Here is a 16826-nt window from a genome sequence, read left to right as displayed (position 1 = left end):
GACCTGGACGGCGACGGCATCGCCGACGCCGATGACGGGTTCGACGGCGGGGCGGTTGTCGCCGAAGGTGACGAGCAGGCTGTCGAGGGGGCGGGTGCGCAGGGCTTCGACGACGGCGGGGGTGACGTCGATGATCTCGTAGCGGGCGAACAGCCCCTCGGCGGTGGCCACGTCCGCACCCGTCTCGATCGCCGAGGTGGTCGGACCGGCAGCCGGAAGGAACGAGCAGCCCGACACGGCCAGCGCGGTGCCGACGACCGCGAGGGCGACCGCGCGCTTCATGGGCCGACCCGTCCGGGCCGCGGCCGGCCGATCGGCCCCGCTCGCCCGTTCTTCGTCCTGCGCACCGATGCTGCGATCCATGTAACCGTTGCCCCCGGGGACTCATACTCGCGACGACGCGCAGGCCGCGCGAAGGCCGCCGAGGGCTCACGCAGCAATGCGTCACCACCGTGGCACGGCCACGCTTAACCGACTCACCCCCGTCGATTCGGCGCGAGGGCGTCCCGCAGGACACAGCCGAGGCCCGCTGCCGTGAGGTCGCGCCGGAGCGGTGCGGCCTCCTCGTTCCGGCCGAAGCGGAACAGGGCGTAGTCGGTCGCCGCCGGCCCCTCCGCCGAGGGGGGCAGGTCCGGCAGCGAGGGCGCGTGATCGCCGAACACGCACAGGGTCGCCCGCCGCCCGGACAGCCCGTCGATCAGGCGCTCGACGGCCCGACCCGTATTGGCGACGTGATGGAGGTACTGGTCCAGCGGCCGGTCGATGCCCGCGAGCCGCCCGGGCTTCCAGGGACCGTGATTCTCCATGGTGACGCTGAAGACGAAGGTGCGGCCCCGGCCCGGCGCGACCTCCGCCAGGATGCGCTCGGCCACCGCGAGGTCGCCCACATAGGGCCCCACCCGCGTCGCGCCCGCAAAATCCTCCTCCATGACCAATCGCTCGAAGCCGAGTCGGCGGAACACCCGCGCCCGGTCGAAGAAGTCGCGGTGGAAGGGATGCACGAACACCGTCGCGAAGCCGGCCCCGGCGCCAAGTCGGGCGAGGCTCGTCGGTTCCTCGCCCTTGCGGGCGAGGTAGGGATCGAAGCGGCCGAAGCCGAGCGTTTCGGGCTCGCAACCGGTCAGCACCGCGTGCTCGGAGCGCATGGTGTAGGCGCCGTGGGCGGGTACGGCGAGGCGGCCGTACTGCGTCGCCTGCGCCCGGATGCGCGACATCGCGGGCAAAGCGGGGCCGCCGATGCGGGCGGGATCGAGGAAGGATTCGAGCTGGACGACGACGACGACCTCGTCGCCGGCATCCGCTCCGGCGGCCGGCGACGGCTTCGTAGCCGGCGGCGCCTCCTCGCCCAGGCGCCGCAGGGCGTAGCCCATCATGGTCGCGACGAGCCCGAACCGTTGCACGTCGCGCTCGAGGTCCGGCCGCGGAAAGAGACGGCGCAGCAGGGCCCGGCCCGGCGTCGTCAGGCCCGCCAGCACGAGGCCGGCCAGCGAGACCGGCAATCCGAGGATCGCGAGGATGGCGGCGCCGGTCGCGTCGGGAAGAGCGGCCGGCTCGATCAGGTACCACGCGACGACGGCGGCGAGGCCGGCCAGAAGCGGCCCCGCGATGCGCAGGTCGGTGAGCGGCAGGGTGTAGTAGAGCTGCGGATGGCGCGGCACCTGGGCGAGCAGGGCGAGGTCGCTGAACACCACCGGCTCGCCGATCACTCGGCGCTTGAGCGAATCGACCACGGCGAGGATGGCGAGCGTCAGCAGGCAGGAGGAGGCCGCGAGCCAGGGGCGCCAGGAGAACTGGAACCAGAACAGCGTGATGAGCGCGTAGCCCGCCAGCCGGATCGCGAGATCGCCCGGACGCAGGCTCGGCCGGCGCGGGGAGGCCGCCGCCTCGATGGCGAGGGAGCCCGCGAGCGCGACCGCCAGGGGCAGGAGAAGGGTCGCCGCGCTCATCGAAGGCCCTTAACGCCGCGGTCCGCCGGACACGCCGCGGCGGGCGCGAAGGCGGCGCAGGATCGGATTGAGGACGGCGTAGCGCAGCCGCATCGTGGCGTGGCGGACGGCGCCGAGTGCAAGCGGCGAGGGCGGGGCGGCGGCGCGGGCCTCGCTGAGGCGGTCGAGCAGCTGCTCCGGCGTGCAGGGCTTCATCGCCACGGGATCGAGATAGAGCGGGTAGAGGATCAGCGCGCCCGCCACCAGCTCGTCGAGGGAGAGCCGCCGGCCCCGGTCGGCGTCCGGGGCGAGATCCTCGGTGAGGCCCCAGCCGGCGTAGAAGGGCCGGCCGTGAACGGCCACGCTCAAGCCCCGGATCAACGCCTCGAAGCCTGCCAGAGAGGTCATGGTCTCGACGTGGTCGCAGCGGTCGAGCAGATCCACGATCGAGAGGCCGCCCACCACGCGGTCGGCCAGCGCCCGCACCTCGGCCTCGGGGATCGTGCCGGGCCTGAAGCCCGCTTCCACGTCGGGATGCGGCTTGTAGAGCAGGAAGGCGTCCGGATTTCGGGCGCGGGCGGCGCGCAGGAGCGCGAGGTTGCCGCGAACCTGCGGCGAACCGGTCAGCACCGAGGCGTCGTCCTCCACCTGTCCCGGCACCAGCACGATCCGCCGGTCCGTGGGCCAATCCTCGCCGGCACCCGCGAGGCCGACATTGTACTTGCTCAGGCGTCGCGCCACGATGCTCTCGCGCAAGGCGGCGGCGCGCGCGGTCACGTCGGGCGGGAACGCCGCCTCCCGGAGGATGCGGGCCAGCCGGCTCTCGACACGCGGGTCGTAGTAGATGCCGAGGTCGTCCACGACGATGGACGCGCCGGGCTGCAGGCTGGCGCCGAGGCCCACCGAGCGCAGGAAGCCGTCCTCGATGCGCGCGAAGGGGATGCCGGCCTGCGCGCATAGGCCCGGAAGCTGCTCGGGGCAGCGGGTCGCCCAGGCCTGAACTCGGGCGTCGTGGCTGCGCGCCAGCGCGACCGCCTCCTGCGCCGTCATGGTGTGGAGCGGCGGCCCCGCCGGGCCCGCGGCGAAGACATCGAGCGCCGCACGCTTCCAGCCCGAGACGCCGACGAGGACGACCCGGCGCGCGTCGCCGCGGAAGCGGTCGCGCAACCACGCCACCCGCTCGGCGGCCTCCGCAAGCGAAATCGGCCGCCGCGTCCAGGGATCGAAGCCGTGCACGCCTTCGCCGAAGCGGGACGCCAGGAGAGCGGCTGCATCGCCGGGCCGGGGGCCCGCCGCGGGGTCGGAGCAATGCGTCTCGAAGCCTGCGGCCTGCGCCTCCCAGCCGGCGTCCCACCGCGCCACGTGGATGCGCCCGGCGAGCGGAAACAGTCGCCACGGATCGGCCGGCGCCGTGAGGACGACGAGCCGCGGATCGGTCGGCGCGGCCTCATCCGGGCAGCCGTCCGGGCCGGCGGCGACGAAACGCGCGGACGGGAACTCGGCCAGGAGGCGCGCCAGGAAGGCGTGCACGGACCCGCGGGAAGCCGCCGTCCGCGCATCGATCAGGGCCAGGCCCGGCGCTCCCGCGAAAGCCTCTTCCGCCGAACCCGCGCCGGATCGCGGCCAGCGGTTGAAGCCGGAGAGGCGAACCGCGCGCAGCAGATCGCCCAGGTCCGTCGAGGGCTCCTCGCCGCCGACCGGGCGGCCGGCATAACTCAGTCTCAGGCTCGCGAAGCCGGTGGCGGGCGAATCGTAGGGGCTGAGGAGCGGCCCCGGGGCGACCCGCAGGACCGGAAGACCGCTCCCCGCCGCAGCGGGGGACCAGAGGGCCGGGGCACCCGGTGAGCGCAGGCTCAAGGGCACGCCCGTGGCCGCCTCGATCTCGGCGCGCAGATGCCGGACCGTCCGGCCGAGCGGCAGGAAGGAGCGGGGCAGCCCGGTATCCCCGTCCGGCTCGATGTGGCGCAGATCGATCATGGCAAGGCCCGCTCCATAGCCCAAGCCGGGGTCGCGGCCCAGGGCGGTTCGTGCATGGGCGGCGGAGCAGGGGCGGAGGACGGTCGTCCCGGGGATGGGGCGGATTTTCCAGGGGACGACGATCGGCCGGACACAACGGAGCCGTAATCTGGCGCGAGACCTCCCCGACCGATCGTCGCATTCTCAAAAGACGTGACGTATCGGCCACGGAGGTTCTCGAATCGCTCGGCTCTCCTCTCGCTGTGGTTGCTGCGACGGTCAGAGCATGAGATTTCGTCAGCCTCGACGCCGTCGGCCCTTCGCTTCGCGCTTCAGGGATTGAGCACCTCGGAATGTCGCAGCCACGTGCCAGTGCCGTTCATGGTCACGCCGCCACGTTCCTGTTCCTGCAGGGGATCGCCTCCCCGTTCTTCTCGATTCTCGGCGCGGCGCTGATCGAGCGCGGTCACAAGGTCCGCCGCATCAATTTCTCGGCGGGCGACTGGCTGTTCTGGCGCCTTCCGGCCGACCATTACCGTGGCAAGCGCGACGACTGGGACGCCTACCTCGAAGCCTATATCCGCGAGCACGCGGTCACCGACATCGTGCTGTTCGGCGACTGCCGACCCTACCATCAGGCCGCGGTGCTGGTCGCCAAGCCGCTGGGCGTGCGCATCCACGTCTTCGAGGAAGGGTACGTCCGGCCCTACTGGATCACCTGCGAGGCGGGCGGGGTGAACGGCAATTCCACGCTGCCGAAGCGCGCCGAGGAGATCCGGGCGATCGCCCGCAAGCTGCCGCAGCCGGGGCGCGCGATGCCGCTGACGGGCGACATGGCCCGGCGCAGCCTGTGGGATATCGGCTTCAACATCGCCAATATCGGCTTCCCGTATCTCTATCCGGGCTTTCGCACCCATCGACCGAACCACATCGCCGCGGAGTACGGCGGCTGGATCAAGAAGTTCGTGCGCCGCGGCCGCACCCGGCGCGAGGCGGCGCGGGTCAACGAGATCTACGCAGCGATCCAGGCCGACTACTTCCTGCTGCCGCTTCAACTCGACAGCGACTACCAGATCCGCGTCCACTCGCCGTTCCTCGGCGTCGAGGGCTTCATGGACAGGGTGATCGCCTCGTTCGCGAAGCACTCGCAGGCACCGACCCGGCTCCTCGTAAAGCTGCACCCGCTCGACAGCGGGATCATGAATTGGCGCAAGCGCGCCCGGCAATCGGCCAAGCGCCACGGCTGCAACGACCGCCTCGACTTCATCGACGGCGGCGACCTGCCCAAGCTGATCGACGGCAGCCGCGGCGTCGTGCTCGTAAACTCGACGGTGGGGATGCTGGCGCTGGAGCGCGGCCGGCCGACCCTCGCCTTCGGTCAAGCGGTCTACAACCTGCCGGGCCTGACGCATCAGGGCGACATCGACACCTTCTGGAGCGATCCGAAGCCGCCGGACATGGCGCTGATGCGCGACTTCACCCGGGTCGTCATGCACCGCACCCAGATCAACGGCGGCTACTTCTCGCGCCCGGCCATCGAGCGGGCGGTGGCGGGCGCCGTGCCCCGGCTCGAGGCCGCGTTGCCGCCGGCGGCGCTGGCCATCGCCCGCGACACGCTGGACGAGACCGAACGCGACGGCCGGTTCTCGCCCGCCTATTGACGGCAGCGCGTCAAGGCCGTTCCGGACCTCGACCGCCGGCTCTCCCGAAAGACAGACATCCTTGCCCGTCATCCTCATCACCGGAGCCTCCAGCGGCATCGGCGCGGCCCTCGCGCGGCTCTATGCGCGGGAGGGCGCCAGCCTCGTCCTGACCGGCCGTGACCGGACCCGGCTCAAGGCCGTCGCGCAGGAATGCCGGGAACGGGGGGCCGACATCCGCACGCGGATCATCGACGTGCGCGAGCGGACGGAGATCGGCGCCTGGATCCGCGAACTCGACAGCGCGACGCCCCTCGACCTCGTGATCGTCAACGCCGCGGTGAACGGGGGGCATCCGAGCGGCGGCCTGGAGACGGAAGAGACCGCTTTCGAGACCGCCGACATCAATCTCGGCGGGGCGCTCAACGTGATGCTGCCCTGCGTGACCCTGATGAGCGCGCGCGGCCGAGGCCAGATCGCGCTGATTTCGTCGCTCGCGGCCTACGCGCCGCTGCCGGATGCGCCGGCCTATAGCGGGGCCAAGGCCGCGCTCCTGGCCCACGGCCTCGCGCTGCGCCAGAAGCTGAAGCCGCTGGGCGTGCGCCTCAGCGTGGTCACGCCGGGCTACGTGAAGACGCCGATGGGCGGCGTCATCAAGGGCTGGCGGCCCCTGGAGATGAGCGCGGAGCAGGCTGCCGGCCGCATCATCGAGGGGCTGGAGCGCGACCGCGACGTGATCGCCTTTCCGGCGATTCTCGCCGCGCTCGCCCGCGGGGCGCTGCTGGTGCCGGAACGGATTCGCAGCGCGGGCCTGAGCGGGTTCCGCTTCCGTAACCGTCCGCGGCGCTGATGGCCGCGCCGCGCCTCGCCCTGTTCGCGCTGGAAGCCCTGCCGAACGCCCGCGCGGTGCGCCGCTTCGTAGCGGATCACGCGCGGGACATCGCCTTCGTCGGGCTCTCGAACGCCGAGCGTCCGGCGACGGGTGGGCTGACCGGGCAGATCCGGCGCCACCTCGCCCGCTCGGGGCCGGGCTTCCTGCCCTATCTCGGCGTCAATTTCGGTCTGCCCGACCTGTTGCGCCCGCTCGCCCCGCTCACGCAGCGGCTCGCCGGCAGCCGCGCGGCGCCCGAGGCGACGCCGCTCGCCGCACTCTGCCGCCGCCTCGACCTACCCGTTCTCACGGTCGACGACGTGAACGGAGAGGCGGTGGCGCGGGCCTTCGCCGCGCACGCGCCGGACCTGGTCGTCACCTTCCACTTCGACCAGATCCTGTCCGAGGCGACCCTGGCGCGGGCGCGGCTCGGCGGGATCAACCTGCATCCGAGCCTGCTGCCGCACCATCGCGGTCCCGTGCCGACGATCCACGCCCTGGCGGAGGGGAGGGGGAGTTTCGGCGTTACGATCCACCGCCTCGCAGCGGCGATCGATGCCGGGGCGATCCTGGCGCAGGAGGCGGTCGCGTTGCCCGACGACACCACGGCCACCCGCGCCGCCGTGCGGCTGCACGAGCGGGGCCGCCACCTGCTCGAACGGGTCCTCGACGAGGCGGCAGCGGGGGCGCTTCCGCCCGGCCGGACGGCGCCGGTGCTGCCCTATTGCGGCTTTCCGGATCGGGCCATGCTCGCCCGGATGCGTCGGGAAGGAAAAAACCTCACCGACGGCCGCGACCTGCGGGATGCGCTCACGCTTTCCCGCAGGGATTGAGCCTGATCAGGCCCGCAGGGCGGCATCGAGATCGTCGATGAGGTCCTGCGGGTCCTCGATGCCGATGGAGAGGCGAACCACCTCCGGGCCGGCGCCGGCCGCGCGCTTCTGCTCGTCGGTGAGTTGGCGGTGCGTGGTCGAGGCCGGGTGGATCACCAGCGAGCGCGTGTCGCCGATATTGGCGAGGTGGCTGAAGAGCTGGAGATTCGAGACCAGCTTCACTCCCGCCTCGTAGCCGCCCTTGAGGCCGAAGGTGAACACGGCCCCCGCGCCCTTGGGCGTGTAGCGCTGCGCCAACGCGTGGTAGCGGTCGCTCTCCAGGCCCGGGTAGCTCACCCACTCGACGTCGGCGTGATCCTTGAGGAAGCGCGCGACCTGTAGCGCGTTGTCGGAATGGCGCTGCATCCGCAGCGGCAGCGTCTCGATGCCGTTGAGGATCAGGAAGGCGTTGAAGGGCGAGAGCGCCGGGCCGAGATCGCGCAGGCTGAGCACGCGGACCGCGATGGCGAAGCCGAAATTGCCGAAGGTCTCGGCCAGCACCATGCCGGCATATTCGGGCCGGGGTTGCGACAGCATCGGGTAGCGCTCGTCGCCCTGCCACTGGAAGGTGCCGCCATCCACGATCAGGCCGCCGATGGAATTACCGTGGCCGCCGAGGAACTTGGTGGCCGAGTGCACGATGATGTCGGCGCCGTGCTCGAAGGGCTTGATCAGGTACGGCGTCGCCATCGTGTTGTCGACGATGAGCGGGATGTTGTGGCGCTTGGCGATGACGCTGAGCGCGGCGATGTCGGTGATGACCCCGCCCGGATTGGCGATGGACTCGCAGAAGATCGCCTTGGTGCGGGGCGTGATCGCCCGCTCGAAGGAATCGGGATCGTCGGTGTCGGCCCAGACCACCTGCCAGCCGAAGTTCTTGTAGGAGTGGTTGAACTGGTTGATCGAGCCGCCGTAGAGCTTGTTGGCCGCCACGAACTCGTCGCCCGGCTGCATCAGGGCGTGCAGCGTCAGGAACTCGGCGGCGTGGCCCGAGGCCACGGCGAGCGCGGCGGTGCCGCCTTCCAGCGCGGCGATGCGCTCCTCCAGCACCGCGTTCGTCGGGTTGGTGATGCGGGTGTAGATGTTGCCGAAGGCCTGGAGCCCGAACAGCGAGGCGGCGTGGTCCACGTCGTCGAACACGAAGCTCGTCGTCTGATAGATCGGCGTCGCCCGCGCCCCCGTGGCCGGGTCGGGGGTCGCACCCGCGTGGATCGCGAGGGTGTTGAAGCCGGGCTGGCGGTCGGTCATCGCGTAAACTCCTCAGGGCCCGCGGTGTACGCCCGCGATCTCCGGACGTGCAAGCGCCCCGCATCCGGGCACCGGGCGGCAAGGTGACCTTCTGGTGACGGTAGGCGGGTAACGTTGCCGCGCTGCACAGTCCTCAAGCGCGGCAGTCTAGACACGTTCGCATCTTGCATGTCAGAGAGCGCCCGGGACGGGATCGGCAATCCGATGGTGACCGCGGGTCGCATTGATTGCCGGCGCGCGATGGTGTCTGCCGTCGACCCGGACCTTGAATTGAAAAGCCTCCAAGGTATGCCCGGATCGAAGCATCCGCGGTGCCCGGAGAGGCTCGGCACTGCCGGCTGACGGGAGGGTTACCTTGGCAGACGAAGGGCCTCAGGGCACCAAGCGAGATTTCCTGTTCCTCGCAACCGGCGCGGGTTTGGCCGTCGGCGTGGGCGCGGTGGCGTGGCCCTTCGTGGCCTCCATGGCGCCGGATGCCGCCACGGTCGCGGCCGGCGCGCCGCTCGATGTCGATCTCAGTCCGATCCAGGACGGCCAGATCGTCAACGTGTTCTGGCGCGGCAAGCTGATCTTCGTGCGCAAGCTGACGGAGAAGGAAGTCACGGACATGAAGGCCGTGCCCCTCTCCGAGATGATCGACCCGGCCGGTTTCGACACCCGCGTCAAGGCGGGTCACGACCGCTGGCTCGTCGCCTACGGCAACTGCACCCATCTGGGCTGCGTGCCGATCGGACATTCCGGCAATTACGAGGGCTGGTCCTGCCCCTGCCACGGCTCGCAGTTCGACGCCGTCGGCCGCGTGCGCCGCGGCCCGGCGCCGACCAACCTGCCGATCCCGCCCTACGCCTTCGAGACCGATACCAAGCTGAAGATCGGCGAAGAAGGCGGCAAGGCGGTCGCCTAAGAACAGGACACGAGAAGCCGGAGCGGGCAACCCGATGAGCAGCGCACACGCGACTTCGACCTACGTCCCCAAGAGCCGCCTCGCGAAGTGGTTCGAGTCACGGCTGCCGCTCGTCGGGCTGGTGCACTCGTCCTTCGTCGCCTTTCCGGTTCCGCGTAACCTCAACTACTTCTGGACCTTCGGCGCGATCCTGATCGCCTTCCTCGGCATCCAGATCATCACCGGCGTCTGGCTGGCGATGCACTACGATCCGAACGCGAGCAACGCCTTCGAGAGCGTCGAGCACATCATGCGCGACGTGAACTACGGCTGGCTGCTGCGCTATGCGCACGCCAACGGCGCCTCGATGTTCTTCGTGGCGGTGTACGTCCATATCTTCCGCAACCTCTATTACGGGTCCTACAAGGCCCCGCGCGAGGTGCTCTACCTGCTCGGCGTCATCATCTACCTGCTGATGATGGCCACAGCCTTCCTCGGCTACACCCTGCCGTGGGGCCAGATGAGCTTCTGGGGCGCCACCGTCATCACCAACATCCTGGCGGCGATCCCCGTGGTCGGCGACACGATCCAGAGCCTGCTCTGGGGCGGCTACTCGGTGGGCAACCCGACCATCAATCGCTTCTTCTCGCTGCACTTTCTACTGCCGTGGATGATCGCGGGCGTCGTCGTCCTCCACGTCTGGGCGCTGCACGTCACGGGCCAGAACAACCCGGCCGGCATCCCGATCAAGTCGAGCAAGGACGCCGTGCCCTTCACCCCCTACGCGACCATCAAGGACGTGTTCGCGGTGGTGGTGTTCATGATCCTGTTCGCGTGGTTCATCTTCTACCAGCCGAACTACCTCGGCCACGCCGACAACTACGTCCCGGCCAACCCGTCGGTGACGCCCGCGCACATCGTGCCGGAATGGTACTTCCTGCCCTTCTACGCGATCCTGCGCGCGGTGCCGGATAAGCTCGGCGGCGTCATCCTGATGTTCGGCGCGGTGCTGATCCTGGCCTTCGCGCCCTGGCTCGACACCTCGCGGGTCCGCTCCTGCAACTATCGTCCGGTCTACCGGGTGTTCTTCTGGGTGTTCCTCGTCAACGCCATCATCCTCGGCTGGCTTGGCGCGAAGCCTCCGGAAGGCGGCTACGTCCTCGCCTCGCGGATCTGTACCTTCTACTACTTCGCCCACTTCCTCATCGTCATGCCCCTCGTCGGCCTGTTCGAGACGCCCGACCGCCTGCCGGGATCGATCCTCGAAACCGTGACCGGCAAGGGCAAGCAGGTGAGCGGATCGGGCATGCCCGCGGGCGCCGCGGCCGAACCGGCCAAGCGCTGACGGGCAGGGGGAGACAACAACGATGCGCATCGCACGCCTCGCCGCCGCGACCCTTCTCGCGGCCTCCCTCGGTGCCGCCTCGGCGCTCGCCGATGACGGCCACGGCATCAACCCGCCGCGGGAGAAGTGGAGCTTCGCCGGCATGTTCGGCCGCTTCGACCAGGCGCAGCTCCAGCGCGGCTTCCAGGTCTACAAGGAAGTCTGCGCGAGCTGCCACTCCATGCGTCTGGTCGCCTTCCGCAACCTCGCGGAGCCCGGCGGTCCGGGCTTCACCGCGGGGCAGGTCAAGGCGCTCGCCGAGACCTACAGCGTCAAGGAAATCGACGATTCCGGCGCCGAAAAGGAGCGTCCGGCCCGTCCGGCCGACCGCTTCCCGTCGCCCTTCCCCAACGACAAGGCGGCGGCCGCGGCCAATGGCGGCAAGGCGCCGCCGGACTTCTCGGTGCTGGCCAAGGCCCGCACCTACGAGCGCGGCTTCCCGCTCTTCGTTTTCGATGCGCTGCCCTTCACCGGCTACTCGGAACAGGGCGTCGATTACATCCACGCGCTGCTGACCGGTTACGAGGATGCCCCGAAGGGTTTCACGATGCCCGACAGCGGCTACTACAACAAATACTACCCCGGCCACGTCATCGCGATGCCGAACCCGCTCAGCGATGGGCAGCTCACCTATCCCAAGAACGACAAGGGCGAGCCCGTCGTGCCGGAGACGGTCGAGCAGTACTCGCACGACGTGGCGGCCTTCATGGCCTGGGCCGCCGAGCCGCACATGATGGCCCGCAAGGCGCTGGGTCTGCGCGTGATCCTGTTCCTCTTCGTGCTCGCGGGGCTGCTCTACTACGTGAAGAAGCAGGTCTGGAAAAAGGTCGGTGGCGAGGTGCACGGCCTCCAGCCCGAGCTGCACAAGACCTACTGAGCCGACTGTACCGGTCAGCACGAACAAACGGGCCCCTCGCGGGCCCGTTTGCCTGTCGGCGCAAGCCTGCGATAAGGGCTGCCAAGCGCCGGACATGGCCAGTCCGGGCGAACTCAAATCGTCATCGCTAGACCCTGCGACGCGTCCCGCGACGGGCCGCGCGCGGCGTCGCGCAACGGCCGGAGACAGGGGATTCTCGCATGACGGCAGCGGTTCTCGGCGTGATCGGCGGCTCGGGCGTCTACGACCTGCCCGGCCTGGAGGACGTCCGCGAGGAGGCGATCTCCTCCCCCTGGGGCGAACCGTCGGACGCGCTGCGCATCGGCCGTATCGGCGAGACCAAGGTGGTGTTCCTGGCCCGCCACGGCCGCGGCCACCGGCTCTCGCCCACCGGCATCAACTACCGCGCCAATATCGACGCGCTGAAGCGCGCGGGCGTGACCGACATCATCTCGCTCTCCGCTTGCGGCTCGTTCCGCAACGAGCTGCATCCCGGCCTATTCGTACTCGTCGATCAGTTCGTGGACCGCACCTTCGGGCGCGCCACCTCCTTCTTCGGCAATGGCTGCGTCGCCCACGTGCCCTTCGCCCACCCGGTGGGACCGGTGCTCCAGAAGCGCATCGCCGCCGCGGCCGAGGCCGAGGGCATCGCGGTGCACCGGGGCGGCACCTACGTCTGCATGGAGGGGCCGCAATTCTCGACCCTCTCCGAGTCGAAGCACTACAAGGCCTCGAACTTCGACGTGATCGGCATGACCAACCTGCCGGAGGCCAAGCTCGCCCGGGAGGCCGAGATCACCTACGCGACCATCGCCATGGTGACCGATTACGATTGCTGGCATCCGAGCCACGACAGCGTGGATGTGGCCTCGGTCGTCGCCGTGGCCCGCGCCAACGCCGGCAAGGCGGCCCAACTCGTCGCCCGGGTCGCCCGCGACTTCCCGGCGGAGCGCGAGGATTGCCCGGCGGGCTCGCACCGGGCGCTCGACGGCGCGATCATGACCGCGCCGGCCCATCGCGACCCGGACCTCGTCGCCAAGCTCGACGCGGTGGCCGGGCGGGTGCTCGAGGGCTGATCGCAGCGGAGCCTCATCGCCAGGCTTCAGCCGAAGCGATCCCGGGCTCCGTCCTTTCCGGAACGGTCGCGCCGCCGAACGGCTTCGCTGCTCTCGCAGTGACGGCGAGCGGCGGAAAATTCAGCGTGCGCAGCCGTTGATGCGCTCCTGGCGCTGGATCTCGGCGATGTCGGCGCGCTGGCGGGCCGACAGCGGCACATCGGCGAGTTCGTCGTAGCGGCAGCCCGCATTGCCGAAGGCGCGGATCGCGCGCTCGGTGCGGAAGCAGTAGCCCGCATCCTTGTAGATCGCGTTGCGCTCACCCCATAGCGCATCGCAGGGGAAGGCCGCGAGCGCGGGCGTGGCGGCGGCTGACAGCAGGATCGTGGCGGCGAGAAAGCGCATGAACGGGCTCCGGTCCGCCGGAGCACGGGCGCCTCAGGCGGCTTTGAGGGTGAGCGAGCGGCTTGGCTCGCGGCCGAAACCGCGGATCTCCATTCGGTCGCCCGCGATCTCCACCACGGCAAAGGCCGAGGTGTCGGGCGTGTCTACCATGCCGTGGACGTTGACGTAGTGGATGCCGTCGGCCTGCGCGTAGTTTCCCGCGTGATTGTGGCCGTTGAAATAGGCGACGACGTGCGGCTGCCGGGCGAGCAACCCGGCGATCCGGCCCGCATCCCAGAGATTGTGTGGGTTCTCGGGCGCGACCGGATAGTGACAGAGCACGATGACCCGCTCGCCCGCCGCGCGGGCCGCCGCCAGCACGCCCTCCAGCCACGTCATCTGTGCTTCGCCGAGCGATCCGTTCCAGCGTTGCGCCTGGGCCAGCCCCGCCGCCTTTGCCTCGGCCAGCCGCGTCTCGGCGAGCGCCCGGCGCGGATCGCCCGGCGGGGGGGCGAACAGCGAGACGTCGTTGCCGTCGAGGACGACGAAGCGGAGACCGGCGGCCGCGAAATCGTAATGGGCGCGCTCCATCCCGAGCCATCCCGGCACACGGCCGAGCTGGTCGGGCCCGACCTCGAGATCGTGGTTGCCGAGCACGAAGCGGGTCTCGTGGCGCAGGGTGCGGTAGATCGGCAGGATGCGCTCGAAGCTCGCCGCGTCGCGGTCGATGATGTCGCCGAGCGTCACGACGAAGCGCAGATCCTCGCCGTTCAGGGTCGCCACGGCGGCGCGCATCTTGTCGAGGCTGTTGGCGTAGTAGCGGCCGAGCTTCAGGTTGGGCGCGGCATCCGCATATTGCGGATCGGCGATCACGCCGAAGCGCAGCACCCCCTCTGCCGCGCGGACCGGCCCGGCGAGGAGAGCGGCACTGCCAGCGAGGACGGAACGGCGGGACAGCATGGCGGCCTCGAACGGATGCGACGCGGCAGGCTGGCGCCCCCGCATGACCGCCGGATGACGCCCGCCGGGGCGATGCGCGGCAGCCGGGAGGGATCGGTCCGCAAAACCCTTCCCCCGCCGGGCAAAACCACACTACAAGGCAGGCCCGGCCGGCCGCCCAGGCGGGCCGACCGCTCCAGGGTTTCGAGTCTAAGGACGCGATGCGCAACGCCAGCATCAGCCGCCGCACGGCGGAGACCGACGTATCCGTGTCGATCGATCTCGACGGCACCGGCAAGGCCGCGATCACGACCGGCGTCGGCTTCCTCGACCACATGCTGGAGCTGTTCGCCCGGCACGGGCTGTTCGATGTCGAGATCAAGTGCGAGGGCGACCTGCACGTCGACCAGCACCACACCACCGAGGATATCGGCATCGCGCTGGGGCAGGCGGTGGCGAAGGCGCTCGGCGACAAGCGCGGCATCGCCCGCTACGCCGACATCCACATGCCGATGGACGAGACGCTGAGCCGTCTGGCGATCGACATTTCCGGCCGGCCGTTCCTCGTCTTCCGCACGAGCTTCCGCGTCGAGAAGATCGGCCAGTTCGACACCGAGCTCGTGCGCGAGTTCTTCCAGGCCTTCGCGATGAATGCCGGGATCACGCTGCACGTCGAGACCCTCTACGGCGACAACGCCCACCACATTGCCGAGAGCCTGTTCAAGGGGCTGGCCCGTGCCTTGCGCAAGGCCGTGGCCATCGATCCGCGGGAGGAGGGCCGCGTGCCCTCCACCAAGGGATCGCTCTAGGAGCCGGGAGACGAGGATGCGGACCTATACGCTGCACGTTCCCGAGGGCTCCGTCCGGGGTGACGCCTCCGCGCTAGAGCGGGCGGAACTCGTGCGGGACGGCTTCTCCTGGAGCGCCTTCGCCTTCACCGTGCTGTGGTTCCTGCGCCACCGGCTCTGGCTCGCCGCGCTGATCGTTCTCCTGGGCCTCGTCGGGCTCGCGCTGGCGGGCCGGGCGCTCGGCCTTTCGCCCTTCGCGGCACTCGTCGTCACGGGGCTCGCGAGCCTGCTGATCGGCCTGGAGGCGTCGAGCCTGCGCCGTTGGACCTACGGCCGTCGGGGCCGGCCCGCCCGCGACGCGGTGATCGCCGGCTCGCAGGAGGAGGCGGAGATGAAGGCTGTCGCCCGCTGGCTCGATGCGGAGGCGCCGGCCCGCCCCGCGGCCCAGCCCCAGGCCGGCGCGCGCCCCGTCGCCCGCCGCGACGAGGATGCGCCCTTCGGATTCTTCCCGGCCAGCGAGGGTGGACGGTGAGCGTGCAGACCGTCGCGATCATCGATTACGGATCGGGCAACCTCCATTCGGCGACCAAAGCCTTCGAGCGCGCCGCCCGCGAGGCCGGGCTCGACGGCACGCGCATCGTCGTCACCGACCGGCCCGAGATCGTGGCTGGGGCCGACCGCGTGGTGTTGCCCGGCGTCGGCGCCTACGCCGATTGCCGGCGCGGCCTCGATTCGGTGCCCGGTATGGTCGAGGCGATGACGAAGGCCGTGCGGGAGCAGGGCAAGCCCTTCCTCGGCATCTGCGTCGGCATGCAGCTCATGGCGAGCCGCGGCCTCGAATACGAGGAGACGCCGGGCCTCGGCTGGATCGCCGGCGACGTCGCCCCGATCGAGCCCGCCGATCCGCAACTGAAGATTCCGCATATGGGCTGGAACACGCTGCATCTCGACCGCGAGCACGCCCTGCTCGCCGGGATCGAGACGGGCGAGGGCGGCCTACACGCCTATTTCGTCCACAGCTTCGCGCTGAAGGCCGCCGAACCGGCCGAAGTCGTGGCCCATGCCGAGTATGGCGGCCCGGTCACGGCGCTGGTGGCGCGCGACAACATGGCCGGCACCCAGTTCCATCCCGAGAAGAGCCAGCGCCTGGGCCTCGCTCTCCTCGGCAACTTCCTGCGCTGGCGCCCCTGAGGGCGCGCCAGATCCGATACCCCGTTTTCGGCGAGCCAAGCGCGTGATCCTGTATCCGGCCATCGACCTCAAGGAAGGACGCTGCGTCCGCCTCGTTCAGGGCGACATGGCCCAGGCCAAGGTCTTCAACGACGACCCCGCCGCCCAGGCCGAAGCCTTCGAAATGCAGGGCTTCTCCTGGCTGCACGTGGTCGATCTCGACGGCGCCTTCGCCGGCGCGCCGCGCAACGCGGCGGCCGTCGACGCGATCCTGGCGCGGATCAAGCTTCCGGTGCAGCTCGGCGGGGGTGTGCGCGAGATGCGCACCCTCGAGGGCTGGCTTGAGAAGGGCGTGCGCCGGGTCATCATCGGCACCGCCGCGGTGCGCGACCCCGCCTTCGTGCACGAGGCGGCCCGCCGCCACCCCGGCCGCATCGCCGTCGGCATCGACGCCAAGGACGGGCGCGTGGCGGTCGAGGGCTGGGCCCAGACCTCCAGCATGACCGCCGAGGAGCTCGGGCGCCGCTTCGAGGATGCGGGTGTGGCCGCCATCATCTACACCGACATCGCCCGCGACGGCATCCTCAAGGGCCTCAACATCGAGATGACCCTGGCGCTCGCCTCGGCCGTGAACATCCCGGTCATCGCCTCCGGCGGCCTTGCCTCGATGGCCGACGTGGAGCGCCTGCTGGAGCCGGACTGCGCGGTGCTGGCCGGCGCCATCACCGGCCGCGCCCTCTACGACGGGCGCATCGATCCGAAGGAGGCGTTGGCCGCCATCGCTCGGGCGAAAGGCGGCGCCGCGCAATGATCGCCGCATTCTGACAGCCTGAA

16 protein-coding genes and 1 pseudogene are annotated in these 16826 nt (G+C 70.3%); 11 read left to right on the top strand and 6 right to left on the bottom strand.

Annotated elements, in window-relative coordinates:
• The 3 genes and pseudogenes from BY998_RS21825 to BY998_RS21815 form a co-directional block, all read right to left on the bottom strand.
• Nucleotides 1-282: pseudogene (locus BY998_RS21825) on the bottom strand (sugar transporter); the annotation flags it as partial.
• Nucleotides 283-476: 194 nt separating this feature from the next.
• On the bottom strand, nt 477-1946 hold the full coding sequence (locus tag BY998_RS21820) for an LTA synthase family protein (protein ID WP_110353801.1): 1470 nt from the start codon (nt 1944-1946) through the stop codon (nt 477-479).
• A 9-nt stretch (nt 1947-1955) separates the two neighbouring features.
• A complete protein-coding gene (locus tag BY998_RS21815) occupies nt 1956-3902 on the bottom strand; it encodes a capsular biosynthesis protein (RefSeq protein WP_110353800.1) in 1947 nt (648 codons plus the stop codon).
• 332 nt (nt 3903-4234) lie between these two features.
• Here BY998_RS21815 and BY998_RS21810 point away from each other — a divergent pair, with 332 nt between their 5' ends.
• The 3 genes from BY998_RS21810 (at nt 4235) to BY998_RS21800 (ending at nt 7225) form a co-directional block, all read left to right on the top strand.
• The gene (locus BY998_RS21810; RefSeq protein WP_110353799.1) at nt 4235-5542 is read left to right on the top strand and encodes a capsular biosynthesis protein; all 1308 of its coding nucleotides are present in this window, start codon (nt 4235-4237) and stop codon (nt 5540-5542) included.
• 61 nt (nt 5543-5603) lie between these two features.
• The gene (locus BY998_RS21805; protein ID WP_110353798.1) at nt 5604-6371 is read left to right on the top strand and encodes an SDR family NAD(P)-dependent oxidoreductase; all 768 of its coding nucleotides are present in this window, start codon (nt 5604-5606) and stop codon (nt 6369-6371) included.
• The gene (locus tag BY998_RS21800; RefSeq protein WP_110353797.1) at nt 6371-7225 is read left to right on the top strand and encodes a formyltransferase family protein; all 855 of its coding nucleotides are present in this window, start codon (nt 6371-6373) and stop codon (nt 7223-7225) included. Before BY998_RS21805 ends, BY998_RS21800 begins: the two co-directional genes overlap by 1 nt.
• Nucleotides 7226-7231: 6 nt before the next feature.
• Here BY998_RS21800 and BY998_RS21795 read toward each other — a convergent pair whose 3' ends face one another.
• The gene (locus BY998_RS21795; RefSeq protein WP_110353796.1) at nt 7232-8512 is read right to left on the bottom strand and encodes an O-acetylhomoserine aminocarboxypropyltransferase; all 1281 of its coding nucleotides are present in this window, start codon (nt 8510-8512) and stop codon (nt 7232-7234) included.
• 355 nt (nt 8513-8867) lie between these two features.
• Here BY998_RS21795 and petA point away from each other — a divergent pair, with 355 nt between their 5' ends.
• The 4 genes from petA to BY998_RS21775 all read left to right on the top strand — a co-directional run bounded on the left by petA (nt 8868) and on the right by BY998_RS21775 (nt 12732).
• A complete protein-coding gene (gene petA, locus BY998_RS21790; protein ID WP_110353795.1) occupies nt 8868-9416 on the top strand; it encodes a ubiquinol-cytochrome c reductase iron-sulfur subunit in 549 nt (182 codons plus the stop codon).
• Between the two features lie 34 nt (nt 9417-9450).
• Nucleotides 9451-10740: a cytochrome b N-terminal domain-containing protein gene (locus tag BY998_RS21785; protein WP_110353794.1), complete on the top strand. Its 1290-nt coding sequence runs from the start codon at nt 9451-9453 to the stop codon at nt 10738-10740.
• A 22-nt stretch (nt 10741-10762) separates the two neighbouring features.
• Nucleotides 10763-11656 (top strand): cytochrome c1, encoded by an 894-nt coding sequence (locus tag BY998_RS21780; RefSeq protein WP_110353793.1) that lies wholly within the window; start codon nt 10763-10765, stop codon nt 11654-11656.
• Nucleotides 11657-11856: 200 nt separating this feature from the next.
• Nucleotides 11857-12732: an S-methyl-5'-thioadenosine phosphorylase gene (locus BY998_RS21775; RefSeq protein WP_110353792.1), complete on the top strand. Its 876-nt coding sequence runs from the start codon at nt 11857-11859 to the stop codon at nt 12730-12732.
• Between the two features lie 120 nt (nt 12733-12852).
• On the opposite strand, the gene BY998_RS21770 is transcribed toward BY998_RS21775, so the two are convergent.
• Together BY998_RS21770 and BY998_RS21765 are read right to left on the bottom strand one after the other, a co-directional pair.
• The gene (locus BY998_RS21770) at nt 12853-13116 is read right to left on the bottom strand and encodes a YARHG domain-containing protein (protein ID WP_110353791.1); all 264 of its coding nucleotides are present in this window, start codon (nt 13114-13116) and stop codon (nt 12853-12855) included.
• Between the two features lie 33 nt (nt 13117-13149).
• Nucleotides 13150-14055 carry a metallophosphoesterase gene (locus BY998_RS21765; RefSeq protein ID WP_110353790.1) on the bottom strand — a complete coding sequence of 302 codons (906 nt, stop codon included), beginning with the start codon at nt 14053-14055 and terminating at the stop codon, nt 13150-13152.
• A gap of 200 nt (nt 14056-14255) precedes the next feature.
• Here BY998_RS21765 and hisB point away from each other — a divergent pair, with 200 nt between their 5' ends.
• The 4 genes from hisB to hisA are packed head-to-tail and all read left to right on the top strand — an operon-like array spanning nt 14256 to nt 16803.
• On the top strand, nt 14256-14843 hold the full coding sequence (gene hisB / locus BY998_RS21760) for an imidazoleglycerol-phosphate dehydratase HisB (protein WP_110353789.1): 588 nt from the start codon (nt 14256-14258) through the stop codon (nt 14841-14843).
• 16 nt (nt 14844-14859) lie between these two features.
• On the top strand, nt 14860-15354 hold the full coding sequence (locus BY998_RS21755) for a DUF2628 domain-containing protein (protein ID WP_110353788.1): 495 nt from the start codon (nt 14860-14862) through the stop codon (nt 15352-15354).
• A complete protein-coding gene (gene hisH / locus BY998_RS21750) occupies nt 15351-16013 on the top strand; it encodes an imidazole glycerol phosphate synthase subunit HisH (RefSeq protein ID WP_110353787.1) in 663 nt (220 codons plus the stop codon). The genes BY998_RS21755 and hisH overlap by 4 nt, the downstream gene beginning before the upstream one ends.
• 43 nt (nt 16014-16056) lie before the next feature.
• Nucleotides 16057-16803, top strand: a complete 747-nt coding sequence (hisA, locus tag BY998_RS21745; RefSeq protein ID WP_110353786.1) for a 1-(5-phosphoribosyl)-5-[(5-phosphoribosylamino)methylideneamino]imidazole-4-carboxamide isomerase — start codon at nt 16057-16059, stop codon at nt 16801-16803.
• Nucleotides 16804-16826 lie beyond the last annotated feature (23 nt).

This window comes from Methylobacterium sp. B4, assembly GCF_003201865.1.
Taxonomy (GTDB): domain Bacteria; phylum Pseudomonadota; class Alphaproteobacteria; order Rhizobiales; family Beijerinckiaceae; genus Methylobacterium.
The sequence above is the reverse complement of the archived record's forward strand: the minus strand, read 5'-3'. Positions and strand labels throughout refer to the sequence as shown.

Bases quoted from the DNA above. Each gene is read 5' to 3' on its own strand.
- BY998_RS21820 (WP_110353801.1), bottom strand. From the start codon at position 1,946: ATGAGCGCGGCGACCCTTCTCCTGCCCCTGGCGGTCGCGCTCGCGGGC.
- BY998_RS21815 (WP_110353800.1), bottom strand. From the start codon at position 3,902: ATGATCGATCTGCGCCACATCGAGCCGGACGGGGATACCGGGCTGCCC.
- BY998_RS21810 (WP_110353799.1), top strand. From the start codon at position 4,235: ATGTCGCAGCCACGTGCCAGTGCCGTTCATGGTCACGCCGCCACGTTC.
- BY998_RS21800 (WP_110353797.1), top strand. From the start codon at position 6,371: ATGGCCGCGCCGCGCCTCGCCCTGTTCGCGCTGGAAGCCCTGCCGAAC.
- BY998_RS21795 (WP_110353796.1), bottom strand. From the start codon at position 8,512: ATGACCGACCGCCAGCCCGGCTTCAACACCCTCGCGATCCACGCGGGT.
- BY998_RS21785 (WP_110353794.1), top strand. From the start codon at position 9,451: ATGAGCAGCGCACACGCGACTTCGACCTACGTCCCCAAGAGCCGCCTC.
- BY998_RS21780 (WP_110353793.1), top strand. From the start codon at position 10,763: ATGCGCATCGCACGCCTCGCCGCCGCGACCCTTCTCGCGGCCTCCCTC.
- BY998_RS21775 (WP_110353792.1), top strand. From the start codon at position 11,857: ATGACGGCAGCGGTTCTCGGCGTGATCGGCGGCTCGGGCGTCTACGAC.
- BY998_RS21770 (WP_110353791.1), bottom strand. From the start codon at position 13,116: ATGCGCTTTCTCGCCGCCACGATCCTGCTGTCAGCCGCCGCCACGCCC.
- BY998_RS21765 (WP_110353790.1), bottom strand. From the start codon at position 14,055: ATGCTGTCCCGCCGTTCCGTCCTCGCTGGCAGTGCCGCTCTCCTCGCC.
- hisB (WP_110353789.1), top strand. From the start codon at position 14,256: ATGCGCAACGCCAGCATCAGCCGCCGCACGGCGGAGACCGACGTATCC.
- BY998_RS21755 (WP_110353788.1), top strand. From the start codon at position 14,860: ATGCGGACCTATACGCTGCACGTTCCCGAGGGCTCCGTCCGGGGTGAC.